This is a genomic window from Microbulbifer harenosus (genome assembly GCF_005771435.1).
Classification (GTDB): Bacteria; Pseudomonadota; Gammaproteobacteria; order Pseudomonadales; family Cellvibrionaceae; genus Microbulbifer; species Microbulbifer harenosus.
In genome coordinates this window covers 155454-178481 of record NZ_VANI01000010.1, presented here as the reverse complement: position 1 = coordinate 178481, position 23028 = coordinate 155454, and the positions used below count along the sequence as shown (strand labels likewise).

The following is a 23028-nucleotide window of genomic DNA, read 5'->3' as shown; positions in this document are numbered from 1 at the left end:
GGATCCGTCAGGTTCGTCGCTTCGAGCAAGTACACATAGAAAGGGAGAACGGATGCGCAATTCAAATACCGGGCTGACAGCCACCAGTCTGTTGGCGGGGGTTGTCTTGTCCCTCGGCCTCGCCGGCTGCGGCACGCCCACACAGATAGACCGTATCGAATCGCGCAGTGCGCCGGTCAGTTTCCAGACTTACGCCTGGGGCACCGAGGCGCTCAGCGCCGAATCCGGCGCCCCGGCGCAATTGGTAGAGCTGGACAGTGAGCTGCGCCAGGTGGTCGGCGCGCTGATGCAGTCGCGCGGCTACCGTCAGGTGCAGGGCACCGACAATGCGCAGATGGTGGTGGACTACCAGATATCGATTGTCGAGGAGGAGTTTGCCAGCGAGGACAATAACACCAGCTGGGATGCGCAGTTCGACAGCAACGCCCAGCGCGGCGTGGTGGAGCTGCCCGACCGCAGTGGCGCACCGCGAGTGACCCTGTCGGTCGGTATTGGCCCCCAGCACGGCATGCCCATTTGGGGTGGTAGCGCCACCAAACTGATTGTGCGCCCGGAGGACAGGAGCGAGCGCCAGCGCATTCTCAACAATGCCGTTGGCGAACTGCTCAGGGACTTGCCGCCGGCGGCCTGATACAGTTCGTGCGAGAACATTTTCAAAAACGGATCGGCAGGGACGCCGTTCTCTCAACGCATCAGCGGGAGTACACATGGCTTCACTGCTCAGATTCTTTTCCGTCGCCTTTCTCGGCCTGTTACTGGCCGCGGGGCTCGGCGGCTGTGCCGCCCCCAATCCGGTCGCGGTCGATTACGATCCCGGCTTTAAATTTGCCAACCTCCGCAGCTACCATTTGCTGGATACCCTCGCCAACGGCCCGGTTTCCCCTTTTGAGAGCAAGCGTGCCAGTCAGGCTGTCGACGAAATGCTGAGAGGCACATACACGCCCGCCGCCAGTCGCGATACGGCGGATTTCCTGGTGCGCGTGCAGCTGTTCAGTGCCGACAAGGTGGCGGTATACGAAGACCCGTTCAGTATCTACGGCGGCTACCGCTACTTCGGTTTCGGCTGGCGCGCACCGCTACGGGTGCGTGAATACCGCGAAAATACCCTGATCATCGACGTGCTGTCGCCGGAAGAGGCGCCGCTGTGGCGCGGCAGCATGCCGTCCACTGCCACGCGCTACGAATCCCCGGAGCAGCAGATGTTTCGCCTGCGCGAAGAGGCGGCCATGATTCTCGCGCGCTTCCCGCCGTACAACGACGTCGGCTACGACTGATCCCGAAAGGGCCGCCCCAGCAAGGATTTCCATGAGCGATACACCGGACCTGAAACCGCCGTTCACCCGCGGCGCAGTGGATATCATCTCCCGCACAACGGTATACGACGGCTTCTTCAAAATGCACAAGCTGCGCCTGCGGCACCGCCTCTATCGCGGTGGCTGGGGGGGAGAGATGGAGCGCGAACTCTTCGTGCGCGGCAACGCGGTGGGGGTGTTGCTATACGATCCGGAACACCAGCTGGTGGCGTTGATCGAGCAGTTTCGCATTGGCGCACTGGAGCGCGAAGCCGGACCCTGGTGTCTGGAAGTCGTGGCGGGTATGGTGGAGGAGGGTGAATCCATAGAGGATGTCGCCCGCCGCGAACTGCAGGAAGAGGCTGGGCTCGAGGTGCAGGGCCTGCACTTCATCCGCAGTTACCTGCCGAGTCCCGGCGGCGCCTGCGAGCGCATGTATCTATTCTGCGCCTGCGCGGATCTGCGCGGTATCGAAGGGTATTTCGGTCTCGCCCACGAACATGAAGATATCCGCCTGCGGGTTTTCCCTCTGCAGGTGGTTCTCGACGCGGTCAACAGCGGTGATGCCGCCATCGACAACGCGGCCAGTATCATCAGCCTGCAGTGGCTGCAACTGAATCGCGACCGCTTGGGCGGATGATATTCTTTCCGGGCTGTTTGACAGCAGGCAGATTTGCGTCAATAGCCCTTTGGGGCCCTACAATTCGCAGGTTGGAAGCGCGATTTCGTCGAATCGCGGACAATTTGAGAGATCAATCACGGCGCGGACAGAACAGGAGTGTCGATAATGGCGGTACCCGCTGGCACAGACCGCAACAAGACTGCGGTTCAGGCCCGCACCGGTGTGAATAAAGAAACGGGGGGCGGCGCCAAAGCGCGCTACCGAGTTGACTTGCCCAATTATCACGCCGACTGCGATGCCAACTACCTGCGTCTGTGCAAGCTGATGCCAGAACTCGCGAGCAATCAGTGCTGGCGCTATCAGGTACCCGGCGGTTTCCTGGAGGTCGCGGTGCTTGAGCGCAGCCGGTACACCACCGAGGTCAGCCTGCAGGCGTCTGCGGAGCCCGGCAGCCGGGGCCGCAACTGGCTGCGACCGCCGCCCATCACTGTTCGCCTGTACCACGACGCACGCATGGCCGAGGTAGTGGCGGTGGATGGCCAGGGGCCGGTAGGCGGCGATGGACTGAACTTCAGCTATCCCAATCCGGCCATGCACAATGAGGACGAGCGGCAACAGGTCAATCGCTACCTGAGTGAATGGCTGGCCCACTGTCTGGCGAATGGTCGCGTCGACGTCGAGCTCACCTTTGGTGACCGGCGACGCTGAGTACACGCCGGGCATCGCAAAGACAACACGGATGTTTCGGCAAGGTGAGAAAGTGAAGATCGAGGCAGTACAACCGGCAAACCGGCTGATCCAGATTACTGACCCCCATATTGGCGGTCGGCCGGATTACCAGTTGCTGGGCCTGGATACCGGCCACACGCTGGACGAGGTTCTCGCTGCCATTGCCGCCGCTCCCTCGCAACCGGAGCTTATGGTGGTGACCGGCGATGTTTCCGCCAACGGCGCTGAAGCCGCCTATCGCCGTTTCCTGCACAAGATGCAACCGGTTGCCTGCCCCTGGTACTGGCTGCCGGGCAATCACGACAACCCCCAGCGTATGGACGAGATAGCGCCGAAACGCCGCCCGGAGCTGGTGGCGCTCGGCAACTGGCGCCTGCTGTTACTGGATACCAGCGTGCCCGGAAATATCTGCGGCGGGCTCAGCGAGGCGGAACTGGCGCGTGTGGCGCAGCTGATCGAGGCCCATCGCGCGCACCCGGTCCTGCTGATGATGCACCACCAGCCGGTGCCTGTCGGCAGCCACTGGATCGACGGCCATATGTTGAAAGAGGGGCGCGAGTCGTTCGTCGACCTGATCCAGCGCGCTGACAATGTCCGCGCCGTGTGCTGGGGGCATGTGCACCAGCAGTTCGACGACGAGCTGGGGCATGTCGGTCTGCACGCCACGCCCTCCACCTCGGTGCAGTTCACTCCCGGCAGCGGCCCATTTGCGGTCGACAGCGAGATGCCCGGCTACCGCTGGTTCGAATTGCGGGACGATGGCAGCTACGAGACCGGCGTCGAGCGGGTCACTGTCGCCGAATACAGCGTCGATCTGGCATCTTCCGGCTACTGAGAACCGAGCGTCGGACCGTTTCCCGGGGTACCGGGTGGCCGTTCGTCGAAGTATCGCGTCCGCCTGACTTTCATGACTTCCCGGCCTGCTCTTTACTTGTAGAATGGCACCCGAATCCGCGAATGTGTGGTACCGGATTTGGAACGCGGCCGGGTTGTCTAATGGCCGCGCGTTTAACTCCCGGAAACAGGAAGTGAGGTCACCATGCACACAATCCATAACAAACTGCTGTCTCCACTGCTTCTTTCGCTCGCCCTGCTGGCCGGCTGTGCCCAGCAGCCCGCGATCAGCCCGGAGGATGCCAAAGACGGCCTGCTGCCGCGCCAGACCGGCCTCGACAGCGTCAGCGCGGCCTATGCCTTCGATCTGAGCGGCGCCAAGGTTTACCTCGAGCCGGTGGGCGTCGCCTACAACAAACGCCACACCAACCCGGGTTCGCCATTGCGCGCGGAAGATTACGAGCTGAGCGAGAAGGATCTGGCGCGGCTGCAGGAACTCATGGGGGAAACCCTGAGTGAGCGCTTCCTCGCACCGCGGCAGAGCCAGTTGGTGGCGGACAAGTCGGAAGCCGATTACGTCCTGCAGTTGGATCTGAGCCGTTTCGCCCTCGGTGCACCGCTCGACCCACAGCCCTGGCTGTGGCGCGTCTACACCGACAAGAGCGCCTACGGCGTGTTGTCCGGTGAACTACAGGACAACAGTGGCAACGCGGTGATGCGCTTCAGCGACCGCCGCGATATCGGCGACAATTTCGCCGGCCTCGGGCTCGCCGGCCGTATGGACCGCTTCACCAGCGTTACCTTCTGGCACGATATGAAAGTGGATCTGCGCCGCGCGTTTGGCAGCCTGGATGAATCCCTGCGCTAGTTGTTCGAGCCAGCAAACGCAAATAGCGCAAGGCTGCCGGTGCATCTGCCGGCGGCCCCGCTATAATCCCCGCCCATGCAAGCACCACAACTCTCGAACCGCGAACGCCCGCTGCTGATCTATCTGCACGGCTTCCTGTCTTCCCCGCAGTCCTATAAATGCCAGCTGCTGAAAGACTGGCTGCAACAGTTGCGCCCAGACATCGTATTCTATGCACCGATGATCTCGCCCTATCCCGGCGAAGCGGCGATGGCGCTGGGGCAGATGCTGCGGGATTTCCGCATCAACCACCGCGGTCCCATTGGCCTTGTGGGCAGCTCCATGGGGGGCTTCTGGTGCACCTGGTTGGCGGAACAGCATGGATTGGCCGCCGTGGTGATCAACCCCGCGGTTGAGCCCTCCCGTTTCATGCCGGGTTATGTAAACCAGGACTTGAAGCCCTACAGTGGCGAGATGCAGACCTATCGTCTGCGCCCCGCGGATGTGGAAGACATGCGCAGGCTGGAAGCCTCGGTTCCAGCCGACCTGCAGGGGCGCTACTGGCTGCTGGCCCAGCGCGGCGATGAAACCCTCGACTGCCGCGATGCCGAGCAGTTCTACCGCAGTCAGCAACAGACTATCGAAGATGGCGGCGATCACAGTTTCCAGGGATTTGCCCGCTACACCGAGGCACTGGTAGATTTCCTGTTTCCCCAAGAACTGAACACCACAAAGCAGTACGGCGAATAAAAACTCTATGGCCAATTACTCCGCAGAAGACATTGAGGTATTGACGGGGCTCGACCCGGTGAAAAAACGCCCGGGCATGTACACCGACACCACCCGTCCCAACCACCTGGCCCAGGAAGTCATCGACAACAGCGTCGACGAAGCCCTCGCCGGCCATGCCAAAAAAATCGAAGTGGTGCTGCACAAGGACCACTCCATCACCGTCAGCGACGACGGCCGCGGCATGCCGGTGGATATCCACCCGGAACAGGGTCGCCCGGGGGTGGAAGTGATCCTGTCCACCCTGCACGCGGGGGGCAAATTCTCCAATAAAAACTACCAGTTTTCCGGCGGCCTGCACGGTGTGGGCATCTCGGTGGTGAACGCGCTGTCGAAGGTGCTGGAAGTCACCATCCAGCGGGACGGCCAGGTGCACCGCATCGGTTTCCAGAATGGCGACAAGGCATCCGATCTGGAAGTCATCGGCGAGTGCGGCAAGCGCACCACCGGTACCAGCGTGCGTTTTTTGCCGGACCCGCAGTACTTCGACTCCTTCAAGTTTTCCGTGCCGCGCCTGCGCCACCTGCTGCGCGCCAAGGCGGTGCTTTGCCCGGGCCTCAGCGTCACCTTCATCAATGAGCAGGACGGCGAGTCCGACCAGTGGTACTACGAAGACGGCCTCAAGGACTATCTCGCCGCCGCCAACCAGGGCTGGGAAGTGCTGCCGGCGGAACCGTTTGTGGGAAGCTTCGCCGCCACCAGCGAGGCCGCCGACTGGGCAGTGCAGTGGCTGCCGGAGGGAGGTGAAGTCACCGCGGAATCCTACGTCAACCTGATCCCCACCGCCCAAGGCGGCACTCATGTGAATGGCCTGCGCGCGGGCCTGCTGGACGCCATGCGCGAGTACTGCGAAATCCGCAACCTGCTGCCGCGCGGTGTAAAACTCGGGCCGGAAGATATCTGGAACCAGTGTTCTTATGTGCTCTCCGCCAAGCTCGCCGACCCGCAGTTTTCCGGCCAGACCAAGGAGCGCCTGAGCTCCCGCGAGGCCACCGCATTTATTTCCGGCGTGGCGAAAGACGCCTTCGGCCTGTGGCTCAACCAGCACACCGAGGAGGGCGACAAGCTCGCCGAGCTGTGTATCAGCAATGCGCAGAAACGCCTGCGCTCGGCGAAAAAAGTCGCGCGCAAAAAAGTCACCCAGGGGCCGGCGCTGCCGGGCAAGCTCGCCGACTGCTCCAGCGGCGATGCCAGCCGCTCGGAACTCTTCCTGGTGGAAGGGGACTCCGCCGGTGGCTCCGCCAAACAGGCGCGGGACCGCGAATTCCAGGCCATCATGCCGTTGCGCGGAAAAATCCTGAATACCTGGGAAGTGGACTCCAACGAGATCCTCGCGAGCCAGGAGGTTCACGACATCGCCGTTGCTTTGGGGGTGGATCCCGGCAGCGACAATCTCGAAGGTCTGCGCTACAACAAAGTCTGCATTCTCGCCGACGCCGACTCCGACGGCCTGCACATCGCCACCTTGCTGTGCGCGCTGTTCCTGCGTCACTTCCGCCCGCTGGTCACCAATGGCCATGTGTATGTCGCCATGCCGCCGCTGTTCCGCATCGACATCGGCAAGGACGTTTACTACGCGCTGGACGACGCCGAACGCCAGGGAATCCTCGATCGCATTTCCGCCGAGAAAAAGAAAGGCAAGATCCAGGTCACCCGCTTCAAGGGCCTCGGTGAAATGAACCCGCTGCAACTGCGGGAAACCACCATGGACCCGAACACCCGTCGCCTGGTGCAGCTGTATATCGACGCCGGTGACGACAGCAATCAACTGCTGGATATGTTGCTGGCGAAGAAACGCGCGGGAGACCGCAAGCAATGGTTGGAAAGCAAAGGTAACCTCGCCGAGATCAGTTAAAAAGGAGCCTGCTTCAAAGGGCTTTGTTATTTAATGACGGGACAGGGAGAGAGGTTGATGGAAACTGAGTGCAGGTTTCAGGCGGAGCTGTTGCAGCCGGTAAGCCCCGGCGAGAGTTCATCATGGTTGTTTGTCGTTTTGCCAAAGGATGTGAGTGATACACTTCCGCGTCGGGGCCGAACGACGGTGGAGGGCCTGCTCAATGGCCATGCATTTCAGGTAACACTGGAGCCAGATGGTAAATTGAGTCACTGGTTAAAGGTCGGCAAGGAACTGCAGCAGGCTGCGGGCGTTGCTGCTGGTGATTCGGTTACGCTTGAAATCCGGCCGGTGGAGAAGGAGCCGGAGCCTGAGGTGCCTGGGGATCTGCAACAGGCGCTGGCTGCCAATCCTGAAGCGCGCAGTTCCTGGGAGGCGACCACCACGATCGCGCGGGTGGACTGGATACACTGGATCGTCTCCGCCAAGCAGGCGAAGACCCGCGTGAAGCGGATCAACGATGCCTGCAATATGCTGGCCGAAGGTAAAAAGCGGGTGTGCTGCTTTGATACTTCGGGTTTCTACAGCAAGGCGTTACGCGCGCCGGAACACGCGTAATCGGTTGTTGCGCAATCAGTCTGTTCCGTCGAATGAACGGTGCAGGAAGCTGATCATGTCGTCCAAGGTGTCCGGCGCATCCCGGTCAAAGCAGGTGCCGAGATACTCGTTGCAGCCGTTGTCCAGAAACGCGTGGTTTTTTCCCGGATAGAGTCTGAATTCGGCCGGTTGGCCTGCGGCGCGCAAGCGCTCGACAAAATCCTCGACCGCCGCGGGCGGGGTGGTGGCGTCTTTGCTGCCGACGTGTGCAAATACCGGCGGTAAACGGTAGTCCGCGGCTGCGGGAATCTGATGGATGGGGGATACCGCCCGGTAGAGTTCCGGCTGCTTCTCCACGCTGTAATTTTTGCCGAACAGCCCCCGTGCCTGCGTATTCCCCATTTTCCAGAAAATATTCTGCGGGCTTTCAAAACCATTCTGGGCAGCATTGAAAATATCGAAGGCGCCGTAGCTCAGTACCGCCGCCTGCACCCGCAGGCCGTCTTCCGCCGCAATCTGCTCCGGGGTTTTTCCGCTGGGGATGTAACTCGGCTTAAAGGCGAGGTTCGCAGGCGAGAAGTCCTCGCTGCTGAGATTGCGCGCGGCCAGTAATACCATCGCGCTCAGATGCCCGCCGGCGCTGTCGCCAGTGACGGCCACGCGTGCAGGATCACCGCCGTAGCGTGCAATGTTTTCTTTCACCCACAACAAACCGCCCAGTGCGTCCTCGACGATGTCATCCATAGTGGTGGTGTTGCCATTGTCGCCGAGCAACCGGTAGTTCATGTTGGCCACCACGAATTGTCCGTGGCTCGCGAGATACTGGGCGGTGGAATCCATGATGCGGTTGTCGTTAATCAACCAGCCGCCACCGTGATAGATCACGACAACCGGCAGGGGTTTATCGGCGTCCTTTGGTGCAATGATATCGGCGGTCAATTGCCGGTCGCCGGCTTGGGTCCAGGGGATATCGCGCTGGATCGAGAGCGCGGAATTCTTCTGGGAGATTTCCGCGGTGCAGGCGGACAGGAAGAGCAGGCCGAACAGCAGCACCGGGAAGCGGATCTTCAGAGATTGGAACATGGGTATGCCTCATCGGAAAACAGGTGAGGCACACTTTATTGCGCAACGTCAGTGGGTGCCAGCGTTCGGGCGTGCCATGTTTATTCCGGGACTGTGTTTGTGCGCTCGGCTACGAGTTCTGGTTCCGGCTTCTCGCCTTCCGCCCACCTGCGCGCGAAGGCTACCAGCAGAAAGCCGATAGGAAACATGATTACGCCGTAAATGGCGGAGGGAATGGACATATCGCCGGACTGCAGCAGCGTCAGTGTCACCATCAACCCCAGAGTGCCATTCTTGATGCCCAGTTCGGTGGCGATGGCGATGCCCTCGCGTTTGCCCAGCCCTATCATTCTTGCGCTGAAAAATCCGAGCGCAATACCGAGCAGGTTCAACGCAATGGTGGCCGGGCCCGCCTGGATCATCAGATCGAGAAAGCGATCGCGCATCCCGTACACAATACCGATTACCAGCGCCGCCAGCACCAGGCCACCGAAGACACTTACCAGGCCTTCCGCGCGCGCCGCGAGGGCGGGGCTCGACCGCTTTACCAGCATGCCGATGGCGACCGGCAGCAGCACAATCAGTGACAGCATCAGCACGGTTTTCCCAAGCGGCAGCTCAATGGCCTGCTGGGTGCCGTAATTCAGCTCCAGGGCATAGTTCGCAAATATCGGCAGGGTCATGATGGTAATCAGGCTGGCGGAAATCGTGAGCACTATAGAGAGTGCCACATTGCCACGGGCCAGCAGGGTGAACAGGTTGGACGTGGTGCCGCCGGGGCAGGCGGCAATCACCACAAGTCCCACCGCCATTGCCGGCGGCAGTCGCAATGCCCACGCCAGGGCAAACGCCGCCGCAGGCATCAGCAGTATCTGGGTGACTGTACCGAGGATCAGGCCCGCGGGTTTGACCGTGACCTGGTGAAAGTCCCGCGCAGTCAGAGTCATGCCGATACCGATCATGATGATGAACAGGGAGATCGGCAGGCCGATAGAAATCAGGGGGCTCGATTCCATGGGAGGCTCCGGAAATTATTATTAGATCTTGTGTTTATAGCCCACAAAGCGCAAATGCATTGCCGCGGATACTCCAGAAAACGCGCGCGGGGCGAGAATGTCAACGAGTTTACGCCTGGTCGGGCGGGGTTTGGCGGTTTCGATGTCTGCGCTGCAATAGCGGTACCGGGGCCTTACTGAAGTTAAAACTGGGCAGTCTGCGGCACTGTGGTATAGTGCCGCGGCTGGCACTAGCGCCAGTTGCGTCATCTGTAGGCTGGAATGTTTTCTGGCTCCTTTCTGAAACACTGCACCCAGCGGTGTGTCCGAACCCTTTCTACTGAATGCCGCACCCGGTCGAATTGAAATCTTCGACCACAGCCTTTGGCGGCAACTTGAGCTCACCCGTGGAACACCGGAGTTTTCTGCTTCTACCTGGCGAGTTTTCCGAATTTTTATCCGGCAGCCTGTGCTGATTCAGCGCCCGGCCCCGGTCATCTGTAAGAAGAAACTTTATGCTGTTTGAAGATCTCGGCCTTGTGCCGGAAATCGCCCGCGCCGTAGCGGAGCAGGGCTATACCCAACCCACCCCGATCCAGGCGCAGGCCATCCCCGTGGTCATGCGTGGGGGCGATGTGATGGCCGCGGCCCAGACCGGTACCGGCAAGACCGCCGGCTTCACCCTGCCGCTGCTGCACCGTCTGTGCGCCGGCGAGCGCGCGCGCAACAATCAGGTGCGCGCTCTGGTACTCACGCCCACCCGCGAACTGGCGGCGCAGGTGTTCGACAACGTGCAGAGCTACTCCAAGTACCTGCCGCTGCGCCACAGCTGCGTATTTGGCGGCGTGAAGATCAATCCGCAAATGATGCGCCTGCGCGGCGGTGCGGACATTCTCGTGGCGACCCCGGGCCGCCTGCTGGATCTCTACAACCAGCGCGCGATCAAATTCGACGCTCTGGAAGCGCTGGTGTTGGACGAAGCCGACCGCATGCTGGACATGGGCTTTATCCACGACATCAAAAAAATCCTGCGGGTGCTGCCGGCCAAACGCCAGAACCTGTTGTTCTCCGCGACCTTCTCCCCGGAAATCCGCGCCCTCGCCAAGGGCCTGGTCAACGATCCGGTGGAAATCGATGTGAGCCCGCGCAACAGCACCACCAAGACGGTACAGCAGAAGCTGCACCCGGTGGACAAGGCGCGCAAGACGGCGCTGTTGAGCCACCTGATCCGCGAAAACAACTGGCACCAGGCGCTGGTGTTCAGCCGCACCAAGCACGGTGCCAACCGCCTGGCACAGCAACTGGAAAAAGACCGTATCACCGCTGCAGCCATTCACGGCAACAAGAGCCAGAATGCGCGCACCAAAGCCCTGGCGGATTTCAAAAGTGGCAAGGTACAGATTCTGGTGGCAACGGATATCGCCGCCCGCGGTATCGACATCGACCAGCTGCCGCAGGTGGTCAATTTCGACCTGCCGAACGTGCCGGAGGATTACGTGCACCGCATCGGCCGCACTGGCCGCGCCGGTGCCAGCGGTCAGGCGGTTTCGCTGGTCTCGGCAGACGAGATCAAGCAGTTGCGGGATATCGAGCGCCTGATCCAGAGACCGATTGAGCGCGAGGAAATTGAAGGCTTTGAACCGGACCACCAACTGCCGCTTTCGGATGGAAAAGGCGGTGGCAAAGTCGGCAAAGGCAACCAGGTGCGCCGCGGTGGCAACCCGCGTCCGCAATCTGCGGGCAGTGGAAATTCTGCTGGCAATGGCCGTCCGTCTGCCAACCGCTCCGGCAATCGCAGTGGAAATGGCGGTGGCGAGGGGCGCGCTGGTGAAAACCGTGGAGGCAATCGTCGCGGCGGTAATGGTTCCGGTGGCAATGGTGCTGGTGGCAATGGCGGCGGACAGAGCCGCAATCGCAACAGCGATGGCCAGGGCGAGAACCGCTCACAGCAGAACCGCCGACGCCGTCCGCAGCGCCGTCCTGAAACGGCGTGAGTCGATAGCAACAAAAAAGGCGATCACTGATCGCCTTTTTTGTGTCTACCTGTTTGTCGCTAGGGTTTCGCCTGGCTGGCAAAATAATCCAGCGTCAGCTGGGTAATCGCTTCAGTACCTACTTTCAGCGCGCTTTCATCCACATAAAAACGCGGCGAATGGTTGCTGGCCGCTGTGGCCGGGTCGGTGCCCTTGGGAGTGACGCCGAGAAAGTAATAAAAACCGGGAATCTCATTAGCGAAGAAGGAAAAATCTTCGGCGCCGGTCACTTTCGGTACCACTATGACCTTGTCTTTGCCGGCCGCTGATTGCAGCGCGGGAATCGCGGCCTCGGTGAGTGTGGGGTCATTGGCGGTCACCGGGTAGCCTTCGATGATTTCCACTTCGGCTTCTGCACCGCTGCTTTTGGCAAGGTTTTCCGCCGTCACTTTAAGGCGGTTGAAAATTTCCTGGCGGTTGTCCATGTCGAAATTGCGGATAGTGCCGTTCAGGAACACGCTGTCGGGGATGATATTGTTGCGCACACCGCCGTCGATTTTGCCGAAGGAAACCACCGCGGGTTCCTTGGTGATATCGATCTGGCGGCTGACAATGGTCTGGGTGCCCATGATGATCTGCGCCGCTGCGGTGATCGGGTCGACACCGCCCCAGGGGCGTGAGCCGTGGGTCTGGCGCCCCTTCACGTTGATGCGGAATTCATCGGAGCTCGCCATCAGTGGGCCGGAGCGATAGCCGATCATCCCCGCGGGCAGGCTCGAGGTCACATGCTGGCCAAAGGCCACGGCCGGTTTATATTTCTTGAACAGCCCTTCCTTCAGCATCAGCTCCGCACCGCCTTCCTCACCGTCCGGTGCACCTTCTTCGGCGGGCTGGAAAATAAACAGCACATTGCCGGCGAGTTCATCGCGCATGCCTGCCAGCACCTGTGCCGCCCCCATCAGCATGGCCACATGGGTATCGTGGCCGCAGGCGTGCATCACGCCCACTTCCTCGCCGTTGTATTCGGTTTTGGCCTTGGACGCGAAGGGGATGTCCACCTGCTCGGTCACCGGCAGCGCGTCCATATCCGCGCGCAGTGCCACAGTGGGGCCGGGCTTACCGCCTTTCAGAAAACCGACCACGCCGGTGTGGGCGATGCCTGTCTCCACCTCCATACCGAGGGATTTGAGGTGTGCGGCTACGTATTTGGCGGTTTCGAATTCGCGATTGCCCAGTTCCGGGTTCTGGTGCAGGTGACGGCGCCACTCGATGACCTTGTTTTCGGTCTGTACCAGTTGTTTTTCCACATCGGCGGCCTGAGCCTGAGTGGCGGCGAGCGCAAGAGCGAGTGAGAGTAAGGTTTTTTTCACGCGGAATTCCTTGGTTGCAGTGCATGGCCGGCTCACAGGAAACCATGCACTGCCGCGGGAATCAATCCTTGCGCGCGTTGACGGCCTTTACCCGCTCAGGGAAATCGGAGACGCCTTTCTCGGTGCGCTCGACTTTCTGGATGGTGCCATCATCATTGAAGTACAGGTACTCCGCCGCGGAGTGGCGCTGGCGTTTTTCGCAGCTGGAGGGGTCGGATTCCAGCCAGCGGTGGTAGAACAGAATCCACTGGCCTTTGTACTCGACGATGGAGTGGTGGTTGTTTGCGTTGTGCTCCTCGTCCATGAAAATCCCTTTGTATTCCCAGGGACCCTTGGGAGAATCGGACATGTAGTAGGCGAGGGCGCGGTTATTTTCCGGCATGGTGAAGTAGTACTTGTCCCCGCGCTTGAATACCCAGGGGCCTTCCATTTTTGGCTCGTAACCGCCCATGTCCATTTTGTGGAAATCGCCCTTGATGCTGCGCATGTCATCGGCCATCTCGACCACGTAGTAATCGAATTTGGTGCCGTGGAAATACAGGTAGGCCTTGCCGTCGTCGTCCATGAACAGCGCCGGGTCATTGGCGTAGGGCTTGCGCCACAGGGGGCCGCCGATGACGTCTTTGAAGGGACCGGTGGGGGAGTCGCTCTCGGCGATACCGATGCCCATCCATTTGGTGCTCTTCTCCGGGTTTACGCGGTCTTTGTGGCCGGTGCCGGCGGGGAACACGAGATAGTATTTGCCGTTTTTGTAGGCGGCGTCCGGCGCCCAGGCGTAGTTGTCGGCCCAGCTGAGGTCGTCGACGGACAGCACCGCGCCGTGGTCTTGCCAGTTGACCAGGTCTTTGGACGAGAACACGTGCCAGTTCTTCATCCAGAAGTCTTCCTGGCATTCCTCGTCGTGGGAGGTGTAGAGATACATTTTGCCGTCCTGCCACACGTGGCCGGAGGGGTCGGCGGTTTTGATATCGCTGCCGAAATTCAGGGGGTTTTGTGCTTGGGTCGCGCTGGAGCCGAGCATCAGTGCCACCAGGGCTGTGTGAAGTTTGTTTATTTTCATGGGTACTCCGTCATCGCTGTCAGGTAACTGTCAGGCCGTTTATTTTTTTGGTCTGGCCGATTTTACAGGTCGCGTAGTGAAAATAAAGCTCTGTGCCCTGTTTTGGTCTTTCGGGGTTCTAGGCTGGGGCGGTGGCGGCAGAGCTCCGGGTATGGGTTTTCAAAACCGCCATGAATACATCCCTGTAGGCTGCGTCGGAAACATCCCTGTTTCCGACGCTTTTGAAAACCCATACCCGGATCTCTGCCTTCGATTCAGTGCAAAGTGCTTCGTAAGCAAAGAGTGAGGAGAGGCAAAGAGCGGGAGTTGAGAGAAAAAGCCTGGGAAGCAAAAGCTAACGAAGTGCAGTTCTGTGAATTGAAGGGAAAGTGCTGGGTAACCCTTTTTGAAAGCGTCGGAAACAGGGATGTTTCCGACGCAGCCTACAGGGACGTATCTATGGCGGTTTCAAAAAGGGTTACCCAGTGCTTTCCCGCCACCGGAGGTCAGTCAAAACCACCGAAAACCCATAAAACCCGAATTACATGGAGAAGTAAGTAGCAGCCCCAGGCCCAACCGGAAGCCCCGCCACAAACACCCACAGGAAAAACAGCGCCGTCCAACCCACAAAGAAGAATATGGAGTACGGAATCATCGTCGCAATCAGCGTCCCGATGCCGAGATCTTTCTTATAACGGGTGGCAAAGGACACGATCAGGCCGAAATAGCTCATCATCGGCGTGATGATATTGGTCACCGAATCCCCAATCCGGTAGGCCGCCTGGATCACTTCAGGGGCGTAGCCTACCAGCATCAGCATCGGTACAAAGATCGGCGCAGTCACCGCCCACTGCGCAGACGCGCTGCCCAGGCTCAGGTTCACCACACCGCACATCAGGATAAAGAAGAAGAACAGCAGCGGACCGGTGAGGCCGATGCTCTGCAGCGCTTCCGCACCCAGCACCGCGAAAATAGTGCCCAGGTTGGTCATGGAGAAGAAGGCCACGAACTGCGCCGCAAAGAACACCAGCACAATGTACATGCCCATGGTGCTCATGCTCTTCGACATGGCGTCGATCACATCGCGGTCGTTGTTTATGGTGCCCACCACCTTGCCATAGACAAAGCCCGGGATGGCAAAGAACACCACGATCAGCGCCACAATACCTTTCAGGAATGGTGAGCCGGCGACTTCGCCCGTGGCCTGATTGCGCAGCACGCCCCACTCCGGAACGATGGTGAGTGCCAGCAAACTGCATACTCCCAGTACCGCAATACCGGCAAATTTTAAGCCGCGCTTTTCGGTGTCGGTCAGGTCGGTCATCTTGTCCTGGGACAGGTCCACCGAAGCCTCGCTGTTGTCGTACTTGCCCAGCTTAGGTTCGACGATCGCCAACGTCACCCAGCTGCCGACAGCGGTGATCAGGAAGGTGCTGGCGATCATGAAGAACCAGTTTACCTCCGGGCCTACCACATAGTTGGGATCGACCATGTGCGCGGCGGACTCGGTGATACCGGACAGCAGCGGGTCCACGGTGCCGAGGAACAGGTTGGCGCTGTAGCCTCCGGACACCCCGGCAAAGGCGGCGGCGAGGCCCGCCAGTGGGTGGCGGCCGAGGGAGTGGAAGATCATCGCCGCCATCGGGATCAGTACCACATAGCCGAGTTCGGACGCGGTATTGGAGATGATGCCCGCGAACACCACGATCACCGTCACCGTGCGCTTGGACGCCTGCAGCACCATGCCGCGCACCGCGGCCGAAAGCAGCCCCGAATGCTCGGCAATACCCACGCCGAGCAGTGCCACCAGCACCGTGCCCAGCGGTGCAAAGCCGGTGAAATTGGTGACGAGTGAGGTGACGATGGTGCGCAATCCTTCACCGGATAGCAGGTTTACCACGTGGATAACCCCATCGGCGGAGCGACCGGCGGCGCCTTCAGGGCGCGGGTCGACGACAGACAGACCGAAATAGGAGGCTATGCCGCTCAGGACCACCACGCCCAGGGCAAACATCGCAAACAGGGTAATCGGGTGGGGCAACAGGTTGCCGAGCCACTCGACGGTATCGAGGAAGCGGGTAAATGCGGTTTTCTTGCCAGAGCCGGCGGTCTGTACGTCACTGGGGGAAGCGGAAGTTGTCATTATTTCTCCTGAGTGTCGCCCGCAGGCCAAAAAGTAGTCAGATGCGCGCCATCATACACAAAATATGACAGCGATAGTTTTTGTGGATGGAGAACCGGTGTTTATTCTCGAAATTCGTGAATTTTCAGCAATGATCGCTTCAATTCTTAGGTTGAAAAAGGTCTGAGTGCCAGTGCAGCGGCGGCGGAAGCGACGTGTGGCGTTGAGAATGTGATTCAGCGGCGCCACGGTAAGCGGTCGAGTGCGGCGGAACGGCGAGGCAGAGGGGCGGGCGCGGTGCTTCCGCTGGAATCTGTCAGAACTTATAGCCGAGACCGACGGAATATACCCAGGGGTCTATGTCTACATCGGTTCTGATCCGTGTTTCGTACCCCTGTCTGCTGCGGAAATAAATCTTGGCGTCGCTGTCGATGTCCAGATACCACACCGCGGCATTGAACAGCCAGTTGCTTTCGCGGCCGAACAGTATGTCTATGCCGAGTTCGCCGGCGAGTCCCCAGGAGTCGTCCAGCCTTAGGTCTGCGGGCGCCCAGGCGTCGAGAGCGTCCGTGAAGTATTCGTCGGCGGTGCTGCTGATTTCCTCGTTGCTGAAGGTGGTAAAGTTCACTCCGAATCCCACATAGGGCTGTACCCAGGATTCCTTGCACACCGGGAACCACTGCACCGTCAGTGTGGCGGGGAGATGCTCCAGGCTGCCGAGGTCCACCTGGCCGAGGCGGGCGCCGGGATTGAGAGGGTCGGGCAGCCCCCCCACTTCCAGGTCATGCTCGAATGGCAGTGCCGCCAACAGGCCGAGGCCGAAGTGGTCGGCGAACAGCCAAGTGGCGGTAATGGTGGCGCTGTCACCAGTGTCCACGTACACGCGGGTGTCGGGCAGTTGGCCAACGCCGTCGATGGCGAGCCAGTCGGATGCGTCGTCGGGGTCCACATAGCCCCAGCCGACACGCAGGACAAAGTCGCCCTGTTCGTAATCCGCCAGGCAGGGGCTGGCGCCGAGGATGGTGGCCAGTGTGGCCGCGATGACGGAGGTCGCCTTGCTGGCTGTTTTCATGAATCCGCTCCTTGAACTCCCCGGGGGTGAGGCGCAACACTTTGATTCTAGCCGGGCCTTTAAATCTGCGATGTTTTCGCGTTTTATCTGGTGTCAGTCCGGACCCGCTTGAGGGTCACGGGGATGGGCGCAATAATGTGATCACATGTTTGGCTGTCAGTTGTCTCTGGAAATGGGTAAGTAAAATGAAGATAGGTGTTCTGAAGACCGACGATGTCCGCCCCCAGCTGGTGGGGGAGTTTGGCGAATATCCGGAGATGTTTGCGTCGCTGCTGCAGCGTGAGGAGCCGTCGCTGGAGTTTGTGACCTATGAGGTGCAGCACGGGCACTACCCGCAGGATGTCGACGAGGTGGACGCTTACCTCATTACCGGTAGCAAGACGGGTGTTTACGACGATAAGCCGTGGATTGCGCCGCTGATGGAGTTCGTGCGCGAGCTGCACCGGCGCGAGAAGCCGACACTGGGGGTCTGTTTCGGCCACCAGTTGATTGCGCACGCACTGGGTGGTGAGGCGCGCAAGTCGGAGAAGGGTTGGGGCATTGGGGTGCACAGCTATGAGGTGCAGGAGACGCCGGTGTGGATGGTGGAGCCGCAGGGCCAGTTTAATCTGTTGGTGAGCCACCAGGATCAGGTGACGGCGCTGCCGCCGGGGACGAAGGTGATTGCGTCCAGTGATTTCTGTCCCTATGCGATGTTGCAGGTGGGTGAGCACATGCTCACCATGCAGGCGCATCCGGAATTCACCAAACCCTATTCCCACAGCCTGATGGAGCTGCGCCGCGAAATGTTCGGAGACGAGATGCTGGAGAGGGGCAAGGATTCCCTGCAGAACGATATTCATGCGAGTGCAGTGGCGCGGTGGATGCTCGCGTTTTTGAAAAGCGCTTCGTAGTTTTTGGTGTTTTGAGCAGGTTTGGTGGCGCCAGAACACTGGGTATCTGTTTTCGAAACCACCGTGAATACATCCCTGTACGCTGCGTCGGCAACATGGCCCGGCCGCTCCATCGCGGCGCCTTCGGCCCCTGTTGCCGACGCTTTCGAAAACAGATACCCAGCACTCTGTCTTCAATTCAAGTAATTTACTTCGTTAGCAATCTTTGCTTTCAACCTAATCCAGAAAAAATCAGGCCTGGTTTGTCAGGATGAAACTCCCTCGTTCATCCTGCCCATATTCTCTCCGTCCACTGCGCACGGGCTCCCTTCACAATCTACGTCAAATGACGCATACCCCTTCCCGGGGAATCTTGTTTCCATTGGCTCTGAATCCATCCTGTGGCTCCGGCTTTCAATGCGGGCGGCGGGTTTGAGCTGCTGGTCTGTAGATGAATCAACTCGCCATTGTCGATATTCCCAACATTGCCGAAGCGCAGGGCACGCAGGCCAGTCGCTGGCATGCGGATCTGGAGCTGTGGTTCGAGCGCGACGCGCGCGGTTGCCGGCTGGCACGCAACCGGCACAGCGGACCGCTGTATGTGCAGAAGCCGTTTTTCCCGGAGGGCCGGGACCTTGCCCATGTGTATCTGTTGCATCCGCCCGGGGGGCTGGTGTCGGGGGACCGGCTGGATATCCGTGTGGAGGTGCGTGAGAACGCGGCGGCGCTGGTGACGACGACGGGGGCGGGGCGGGTTTACCGGGCCCGTCCGGACGGGTTGTTGCAGGGGCAGAATACGGTCTTGCAGGTGGCGGCCGGGGCGAGCCTGGAGTGGTTGCCGCTGGAGAATATTGCCTATCCCGGAGCCAATGGCGCGATGCACACGCGAGTGGATATCGCTCCCGGTGGAAGATTTGCGGGGTGGGAGATCACATCGCTGGGGTTGCCGGCCTGTGATGAACCGTTTGCCAGCGGCCGGTTGACGCAGCGGCTGGAAATTTTTCGCGCGGGGGTTCCGCTGTTGGTGGAATCCCTGCGGATCGGCGGTGCGGACCGCTATGTCCTGAACGCGGGCGCCGGGCTGAGGAATTTTCCGGTTAACGGCTTGCTGGTGATGGGACCGTTTGCTGCAACCTTGCCGGAGGAGTTGATGACGAGCTGCCGGGAAATCATTGCCGGGCACGGGCAGCGTTGTCTCGCGGGGATCTCGCAGGTGACGGACATGTTCGTGGTGCGTGTGCTGGGGCATTGTGCCTTTGACGTGCGCCGGCTGCTGACGGCCTTGTGGGCGCAGCTGCGCCCGGAACTGCTTGGGCGCGAGCCCTGTGCGCCGCGCATCTGGCGCACCTGAATTAAAAACTTTCACTGCAGGTTTGTGCATGGAATTACTGCCGAGAGAAAAAGACAAGCTGCTGATCTTTACCGCCGCGGTACTGGCGGAGCGGCGGTTGGCGCGAGGGCTGAAGCTGAATTACCCGGAGGCGGTGGCGCTCATCACTATGGAAATCATGGAGGGCGCGCGGGACGGCAAAAGTGTCGCGGAGTTGATGGGTTACGGCCGCGAGATCCTGCGCGTGGACCAGGTCATGGATGGTGTGGCGGAAATGATTCACGAGGTGCAGGTAGAGGCCACGTTTCCCGATGGCACCAAGCTTGTCACCGTGCACAACCCGATCAGCTGAATGGCCGCGGAGAAAAAAATGATTCCCGGAGAAATCCAGGTTGCGTCAGGCAAGGGCGATATCGAACTGAATGTTGGCCGCGAGACCCGCACTCTGCGGGTGGAAAACATCGGCGATCGCCCGGTGCAGGTGGGTTCCCACTATCACTTTTACGAAGTCAATCCGGCGCTGCGTTTCGAGCGTAAACAGGCGCGGGGGTTTCACCTGAATATCGCGTCTGGCACCGCGGTGCGATTCGAACCGGGGCAGGGGCGCGAGGTGGAGTTGGTGGCCTACGCCGGTGCGCGCGTGGTGTACGGTTTTCGCGGCGAGGTAATGGGCGCGTTGGATGAAGTGGGAGTCGTTGAAACATGAGCCGTATGGATCGCGAAAGCTATGCCCAGATGTTCGGTCCCACCACGGGCGACCGTGTGCGTCTCGCCGATACCGAACTCTGGTTGCAGGTGGAAAAGGATTTTACCCGCTACGGTGACGAAGTGAAATTTGGCGGTGGCAAGGTGATCCGCGACGGCATGGGCCAGAGCCAGCGTCCTTCGGCGCAGACGCCGGACCTGGTGATTACCAATGCGCTGATACTGGACCACTGGGGCGTGGTGAAGGCGGATGTGGCGGTAAAGGCCGGGCGCATTTCCGGCATCGGCAAAGCGGGAAATCCCGATGTGCAGGAAGGGGTGGATATTATCATCGGCCCGGGAACGGAAATCATTGCCGGTGAAGGTTCCATTCTCACCGCCGGTGCCATCGACGCGCACATTCATTTCATTTGCCCACAGCAGGTGGAAGAGGCGCTGATGTCCGGCGTCACCACCATGATCGGCGGCGGCACCGGCCCGGCCACCGGCACCAATGCCACTACCTGCACCCCGGGACCGTGGAATATCGGCAAGATGCTGCAGGCCACCGACAGCCTGCCGATGAATTTCGGCTTTCTCGGTAAGGGCAATGCGAGTCTGCCACACGCTATCGAGGAGCAGCTGGAAGCGGGCGCCTGCGGCCTGAAACTGCACGAAGACTGGGGCACCACGCCGGCGGCCATCGACTGCTGCCTGACGGTTGCCGACAAGTACGACGTGCAGGTAGCCATCCACACCGACACCCTGAACGAATCCGGGTTTGTGGACGACACCATGAATGCCTTCAAAGGCCGCGCCATTCACACCTACCACACCGAGGGCGCCGGCGGCGGCCACGCGCCGGATATTATCAAGGCGTGCGCGTCTTCCAACGTGCTGCCGTCGTCGACCAATCCCACGCGCCCCTATACCGTCAATACCGTGGATGAGCACCTGGATATGCTGATGGTGTGCCACCATCTGGACACCAGTATCCCTGAAGATATTGCCTTTGCAGATTCCCGCATCCGCAAGGAAACCATCGCCGCGGAAGATATTTTTCACGATCTCGGCGCCTTCAGCATGATCGCGTCGGATTCGCAGGCCATGGGGCGCGTGGGCGAGGTGATCACCCGAACCTGGCAGACCGCGCACAAAATGAAAATACAGCGCGGAACTTTGTCCGAGGACACGAAAGGCGATACGGCCGGAGCCGACAATTTCCGCGCGCGCCGCTATATCGCCAAGTACACCATCAACCCGGCCATTACCCATGGCATCGCCCATGAGGTGGGCTCGATCGAAGTGGGAAAATTCGCCGATCTGGTGCTGTGGAAACCGGCCTTCTTTGGCATTAAGCCGTCGATGATCCTGAAGGGCGGCATGATCGCCGCCGCACCCATGGGTGATCCGAATGCCTCTATCCCCACGCCGCAACCAGTGCACTACCGCCCCATGTTCGGCGCCCTCGGGCTGGCCGCGGCAAAAACCTCACTCACGTTTGTGTCCCAGGCAGCGGTAAAAAATGATGTGGCGAAAAAACTCGGCCTCAGCCGTACCCTGGCGCCGTGCAAGAACACCCGTACCATCGGCAAGAAAGACATGTTGCTGAACGATTGGCAACCGGAGGTCAGCGTAGACCCGCAAACCTATGAAGTGCGCGCCGATGGCCAGTTGCTGACATGCGAGCCCGCAAGGGAATTGCCTTTGGCTCAGCGCTACTGCCTGTTTTAATTTTTTTGAGGACTGATTCGTGACGCTGGACGTCTACCAACGGCTCGGGGTCAAGCCCGAAATATCTGCAGACTGCTGCATAACCCTGGATCATCTGCAGCGGGATCGCGGCCGCCTGCGCACCTCCGCCAATGACGGTAGCGAAGTGCGTATTTTTCTTGAGCGCGGCAAACCGCTCTTGGTGGGTGAATTACTGCAGAGCGAATGTGGCAAATTCATTAAGGTGGTCGGCGCCGAAGAGCTGGTGACCACCGCCCGCTGCGACAACTGGATCACCTTCAGTCGCGCCTGTTATCACCTGGGCAACCGCCATGTGAAGCTGCAGATCGCAAATAATGACGAGGGCGGATATTGGCTGCGCATCACCCCGGATCATGTGCTGGAGGAAATGCTGGAGCTGCTCGGGCTCGCGCTGGAGAAAGAACTGGCGGTATTTATACCGGAATCTGGCGCCTACCGTGGCGGCCATGGCCACTCCCATGGACACGACAGCGGCCATTCGCACTCCCTGCATCATCGCCACGAGCAGCATGAGCATCACCACCACTGATGTCGCGCTGCTGCGTCTGTTGCAGCTTTCCAGCGCCAGCCTGCCGGTGGGCGGTTACGCCTTTTCCCAGGGCCTGGAATATGCGGTGGATGCGGGCTGGATAAAAAACCTGGCGGACACTCGCGAGTGGTTGGGGACACAGCTGATGGCATCCATTACACAGGTCGACGGCCCGCTGCTGTTGCGCAGCCACCGGGCACTGCAGGCGGGTGACGAGGCTAAACTGTGCTATTGGAACCAATACGCCCTGGCCTGCCGCGAAACGCGCGAGCTGCGCCTCACCGACACCGCCACCGGAAGTGCATTAATGCGACTGCTGGCACAACTACAGATCGAAACACCGCGGATTTCTGGCGATATCAGTTTTGTCACCGCCTTTGCCATCGCCGCCTACCGCTGGCAACTGAGTGAGGAGGCCGCAGTGTTGGGGCTGGTGTGGTCCTGGCTGGAAAATCAGGTCGCCGCCGCCACCAAGCTGGTGCCCCTCGGCCAGACCCAGGCACAGCAATTGATCGGCGAGATTCAGCAACAGGTGCCCGCGGCAATAAAACGCGTGCGGCAATTGCACGACACTGAACTCGGTGCCGGCCTACCCGCTCTGGCCATCGCCAGCGCCAGACACGAAACCCAATACAGCCGCCTGTTCCGGTCGTAAATATTCCCGAGCGTAAACTGAGGAAA

At 60.2% G+C, this 23028-nt stretch carries 23 protein-coding genes; 17 read left to right on the top strand and 6 right to left on the bottom strand.

Going from position 1 to position 23028, the window contains the following annotated elements; all coding sequences use genetic code 11:
- Positions 1-52 precede the first annotated feature (52 nt).
- From FDY93_RS10235 to FDY93_RS10195, 9 genes are all read left to right on the top strand, one after another.
- Complete coding sequence (locus tag FDY93_RS10235) at positions 53-631, top strand: DUF4136 domain-containing protein (RefSeq protein WP_166219541.1); 579 nt, start codon at positions 53-55, stop codon at positions 629-631.
- A 76-nt stretch (positions 632-707) separates the two neighbouring features.
- Positions 708-1274, top strand: a complete 567-nt coding sequence (locus tag FDY93_RS10230) for a DUF4136 domain-containing protein (RefSeq protein ID WP_171018956.1) — start codon at positions 708-710, stop codon at positions 1272-1274.
- A 31-nt stretch (positions 1275-1305) separates the two neighbouring features.
- The gene (locus FDY93_RS10225) at positions 1306-1932 is read left to right on the top strand and encodes an NUDIX domain-containing protein (RefSeq protein ID WP_138235638.1); all 627 of its coding nucleotides are present in this window, start codon (positions 1306-1308) and stop codon (positions 1930-1932) included.
- Between the two features lie 147 nt (positions 1933-2079).
- Entirely contained in the window at positions 2080-2622 is a 543-nt protein-coding gene (locus FDY93_RS10220) for a DUF1249 domain-containing protein (RefSeq protein WP_138235637.1), read from the top strand.
- Between the two features lie 31 nt (positions 2623-2653).
- Positions 2654-3478, top strand: coding sequence for a phosphodiesterase (locus FDY93_RS10215; RefSeq protein ID WP_138235636.1), 825 nt, complete (start codon positions 2654-2656; stop codon positions 3476-3478).
- Positions 3479-3682: 204 nt separating this feature from the next.
- Positions 3683-4345, top strand: a complete 663-nt coding sequence (locus FDY93_RS10210; RefSeq protein WP_138235635.1) for a hypothetical protein — start codon at positions 3683-3685, stop codon at positions 4343-4345.
- Positions 4346-4420: 75 nt separating this feature from the next.
- Positions 4421-5074 carry a YqiA/YcfP family alpha/beta fold hydrolase gene (locus tag FDY93_RS10205; protein ID WP_138235634.1) on the top strand — a complete coding sequence of 218 codons (654 nt, stop codon included), beginning with the start codon at positions 4421-4423 and terminating at the stop codon, positions 5072-5074.
- A 7-nt stretch (positions 5075-5081) separates the two neighbouring features.
- Positions 5082-6968, top strand: a complete 1887-nt coding sequence (parE, locus tag FDY93_RS10200) for a DNA topoisomerase IV subunit B (RefSeq protein WP_138235633.1) — start codon at positions 5082-5084, stop codon at positions 6966-6968.
- Between the two features lie 57 nt (positions 6969-7025).
- A complete protein-coding gene (locus tag FDY93_RS10195; RefSeq protein ID WP_138235632.1) occupies positions 7026-7565 on the top strand; it encodes a YdeI/OmpD-associated family protein in 540 nt (179 codons plus the stop codon).
- Positions 7566-7580: 15 nt separating this feature from the next.
- Here FDY93_RS10195 and FDY93_RS10190 read toward each other — a convergent pair whose 3' ends face one another.
- Both FDY93_RS10190 and FDY93_RS10185 read right to left on the bottom strand, forming a co-directional pair.
- Positions 7581-8627 carry an alpha/beta hydrolase gene (locus tag FDY93_RS10190; protein WP_138235631.1) on the bottom strand — a complete coding sequence of 349 codons (1047 nt, stop codon included), beginning with the start codon at positions 8625-8627 and terminating at the stop codon, positions 7581-7583.
- A gap of 80 nt (positions 8628-8707) precedes the next feature.
- Positions 8708-9622: a bile acid:sodium symporter family protein gene (locus FDY93_RS10185; protein WP_138235630.1), complete on the bottom strand. Its 915-nt coding sequence runs from the start codon at positions 9620-9622 to the stop codon at positions 8708-8710.
- A 494-nt stretch (positions 9623-10116) separates the two neighbouring features.
- Here FDY93_RS10185 and FDY93_RS10180 point away from each other — a divergent pair, with 494 nt between their 5' ends.
- Positions 10117-11595, top strand: a complete 1479-nt coding sequence (locus FDY93_RS10180; protein WP_138235629.1) for a DEAD/DEAH box helicase — start codon at positions 10117-10119, stop codon at positions 11593-11595.
- 59 nt (positions 11596-11654) lie between these two features.
- Here the strand turns inward: FDY93_RS10180 and FDY93_RS10175 are convergent, their stop codons facing one another.
- The 4 genes from FDY93_RS10175 to FDY93_RS10160 form a co-directional block, all read right to left on the bottom strand.
- Entirely contained in the window at positions 11655-12944 is a 1290-nt protein-coding gene (locus FDY93_RS10175) for a M20 family metallopeptidase (protein WP_138235628.1), read from the bottom strand.
- Positions 12945-13005: 61 nt separating this feature from the next.
- Entirely contained in the window at positions 13006-14004 is a 999-nt protein-coding gene (locus tag FDY93_RS10170; RefSeq protein ID WP_138235627.1) for a family 43 glycosylhydrolase, read from the bottom strand.
- A 520-nt stretch (positions 14005-14524) separates the two neighbouring features.
- Positions 14525-16126, bottom strand: coding sequence for an AbgT family transporter (locus FDY93_RS10165; RefSeq protein WP_138235626.1), 1602 nt, complete (start codon positions 16124-16126; stop codon positions 14525-14527).
- A gap of 295 nt (positions 16127-16421) precedes the next feature.
- A complete protein-coding gene (locus tag FDY93_RS10160) occupies positions 16422-17177 on the bottom strand; it encodes an OmpW/AlkL family protein (RefSeq protein ID WP_138235625.1) in 756 nt (251 codons plus the stop codon).
- Positions 17178-17362: 185 nt separating this feature from the next.
- Between FDY93_RS10160 and FDY93_RS10155 the strand changes: the two genes are divergently transcribed.
- The 7 genes from FDY93_RS10155 (at position 17363) to FDY93_RS10125 (ending at position 23002) form a co-directional block, all read left to right on the top strand.
- Positions 17363-18070 (top strand): glutamine amidotransferase-related protein, encoded by a 708-nt coding sequence (locus FDY93_RS10155; protein ID WP_138235624.1) that lies wholly within the window; start codon positions 17363-17365, stop codon positions 18068-18070.
- Positions 18071-18500: 430 nt separating this feature from the next.
- Positions 18501-19400: an urease accessory protein UreD gene (locus FDY93_RS10150; RefSeq protein ID WP_138235623.1), complete on the top strand. Its 900-nt coding sequence runs from the start codon at positions 18501-18503 to the stop codon at positions 19398-19400.
- Positions 19401-19428: 28 nt separating this feature from the next.
- Entirely contained in the window at positions 19429-19731 is a 303-nt protein-coding gene (gene ureA, locus FDY93_RS10145; protein WP_138235622.1) for an urease subunit gamma, read from the top strand.
- A gap of 18 nt (positions 19732-19749) precedes the next feature.
- Positions 19750-20085 (top strand): urease subunit beta, encoded by a 336-nt coding sequence (locus tag FDY93_RS10140; protein ID WP_138235621.1) that lies wholly within the window; start codon positions 19750-19752, stop codon positions 20083-20085.
- Positions 20082-21797 (top strand): urease subunit alpha, encoded by a 1716-nt coding sequence (gene ureC / locus FDY93_RS10135; RefSeq protein WP_138235620.1) that lies wholly within the window; start codon positions 20082-20084, stop codon positions 21795-21797. Before FDY93_RS10140 ends, ureC begins: the two co-directional genes overlap by 4 nt.
- A 19-nt stretch (positions 21798-21816) precedes the next feature.
- Positions 21817-22347, top strand: coding sequence for an urease accessory protein UreE (locus tag FDY93_RS10130; RefSeq protein ID WP_220446158.1), 531 nt, complete (start codon positions 21817-21819; stop codon positions 22345-22347).
- Positions 22328-23002 carry an urease accessory protein UreF gene (locus FDY93_RS10125; protein WP_138235619.1) on the top strand — a complete coding sequence of 225 codons (675 nt, stop codon included), beginning with the start codon at positions 22328-22330 and terminating at the stop codon, positions 23000-23002. Before FDY93_RS10130 ends, FDY93_RS10125 begins: the two co-directional genes overlap by 20 nt.
- Positions 23003-23028: the final 26 nt, after the last annotated feature.

Excerpts from the sequence above, each read along its gene's own strand:
- FDY93_RS10190 (WP_138235631.1), bottom strand. The coding sequence starts at position 8,627 with ATGTTCCAATCTCTGAAGATCCGCTTCCCGGTGCTGCTGTTCGGCCTG.
- FDY93_RS10215 (WP_138235636.1), top strand. The coding sequence starts at position 2,654 with ATGTTTCGGCAAGGTGAGAAAGTGAAGATCGAGGCAGTACAACCGGCA.
- ureC (WP_138235620.1), top strand. The coding sequence starts at position 20,082 with ATGAGCCGTATGGATCGCGAAAGCTATGCCCAGATGTTCGGTCCCACC.
- FDY93_RS10160 (WP_138235625.1), bottom strand. The coding sequence starts at position 17,177 with ATGAAAACAGCCAGCAAGGCGACCTCCGTCATCGCGGCCACACTGGCC.
- FDY93_RS10195 (WP_138235632.1), top strand. The coding sequence starts at position 7,026 with ATGGAAACTGAGTGCAGGTTTCAGGCGGAGCTGTTGCAGCCGGTAAGC.
- FDY93_RS10205 (WP_138235634.1), top strand. The coding sequence starts at position 4,421 with ATGCAAGCACCACAACTCTCGAACCGCGAACGCCCGCTGCTGATCTAT.
- parE (WP_138235633.1), top strand. The coding sequence starts at position 5,082 with ATGGCCAATTACTCCGCAGAAGACATTGAGGTATTGACGGGGCTCGAC.
- FDY93_RS10235 (WP_166219541.1), top strand. The coding sequence starts at position 53 with ATGCGCAATTCAAATACCGGGCTGACAGCCACCAGTCTGTTGGCGGGG.
- FDY93_RS10225 (WP_138235638.1), top strand. The coding sequence starts at position 1,306 with ATGAGCGATACACCGGACCTGAAACCGCCGTTCACCCGCGGCGCAGTG.
- FDY93_RS10165 (WP_138235626.1), bottom strand. The coding sequence starts at position 16,126 with ATGACAACTTCCGCTTCCCCCAGTGACGTACAGACCGCCGGCTCTGGC.
- ureA (WP_138235622.1), top strand. The coding sequence starts at position 19,429 with ATGGAATTACTGCCGAGAGAAAAAGACAAGCTGCTGATCTTTACCGCC.
- FDY93_RS10185 (WP_138235630.1), bottom strand. The coding sequence starts at position 9,622 with ATGGAATCGAGCCCCCTGATTTCTATCGGCCTGCCGATCTCCCTGTTC.
- FDY93_RS10230 (WP_171018956.1), top strand. The coding sequence starts at position 708 with ATGGCTTCACTGCTCAGATTCTTTTCCGTCGCCTTTCTCGGCCTGTTA.
- FDY93_RS10180 (WP_138235629.1), top strand. The coding sequence starts at position 10,117 with ATGCTGTTTGAAGATCTCGGCCTTGTGCCGGAAATCGCCCGCGCCGTA.
- FDY93_RS10210 (WP_138235635.1), top strand. The coding sequence starts at position 3,683 with ATGCACACAATCCATAACAAACTGCTGTCTCCACTGCTTCTTTCGCTC.
- FDY93_RS10125 (WP_138235619.1), top strand. The coding sequence starts at position 22,328 with ATGAGCATCACCACCACTGATGTCGCGCTGCTGCGTCTGTTGCAGCTT.
- FDY93_RS10150 (WP_138235623.1), top strand. The coding sequence starts at position 18,501 with ATGAATCAACTCGCCATTGTCGATATTCCCAACATTGCCGAAGCGCAG.
- FDY93_RS10155 (WP_138235624.1), top strand. The coding sequence starts at position 17,363 with ATGAAGATAGGTGTTCTGAAGACCGACGATGTCCGCCCCCAGCTGGTG.
- FDY93_RS10220 (WP_138235637.1), top strand. The coding sequence starts at position 2,080 with ATGGCGGTACCCGCTGGCACAGACCGCAACAAGACTGCGGTTCAGGCC.
- FDY93_RS10140 (WP_138235621.1), top strand. The coding sequence starts at position 19,750 with ATGATTCCCGGAGAAATCCAGGTTGCGTCAGGCAAGGGCGATATCGAA.
- FDY93_RS10170 (WP_138235627.1), bottom strand. The coding sequence starts at position 14,004 with ATGAAAATAAACAAACTTCACACAGCCCTGGTGGCACTGATGCTCGGC.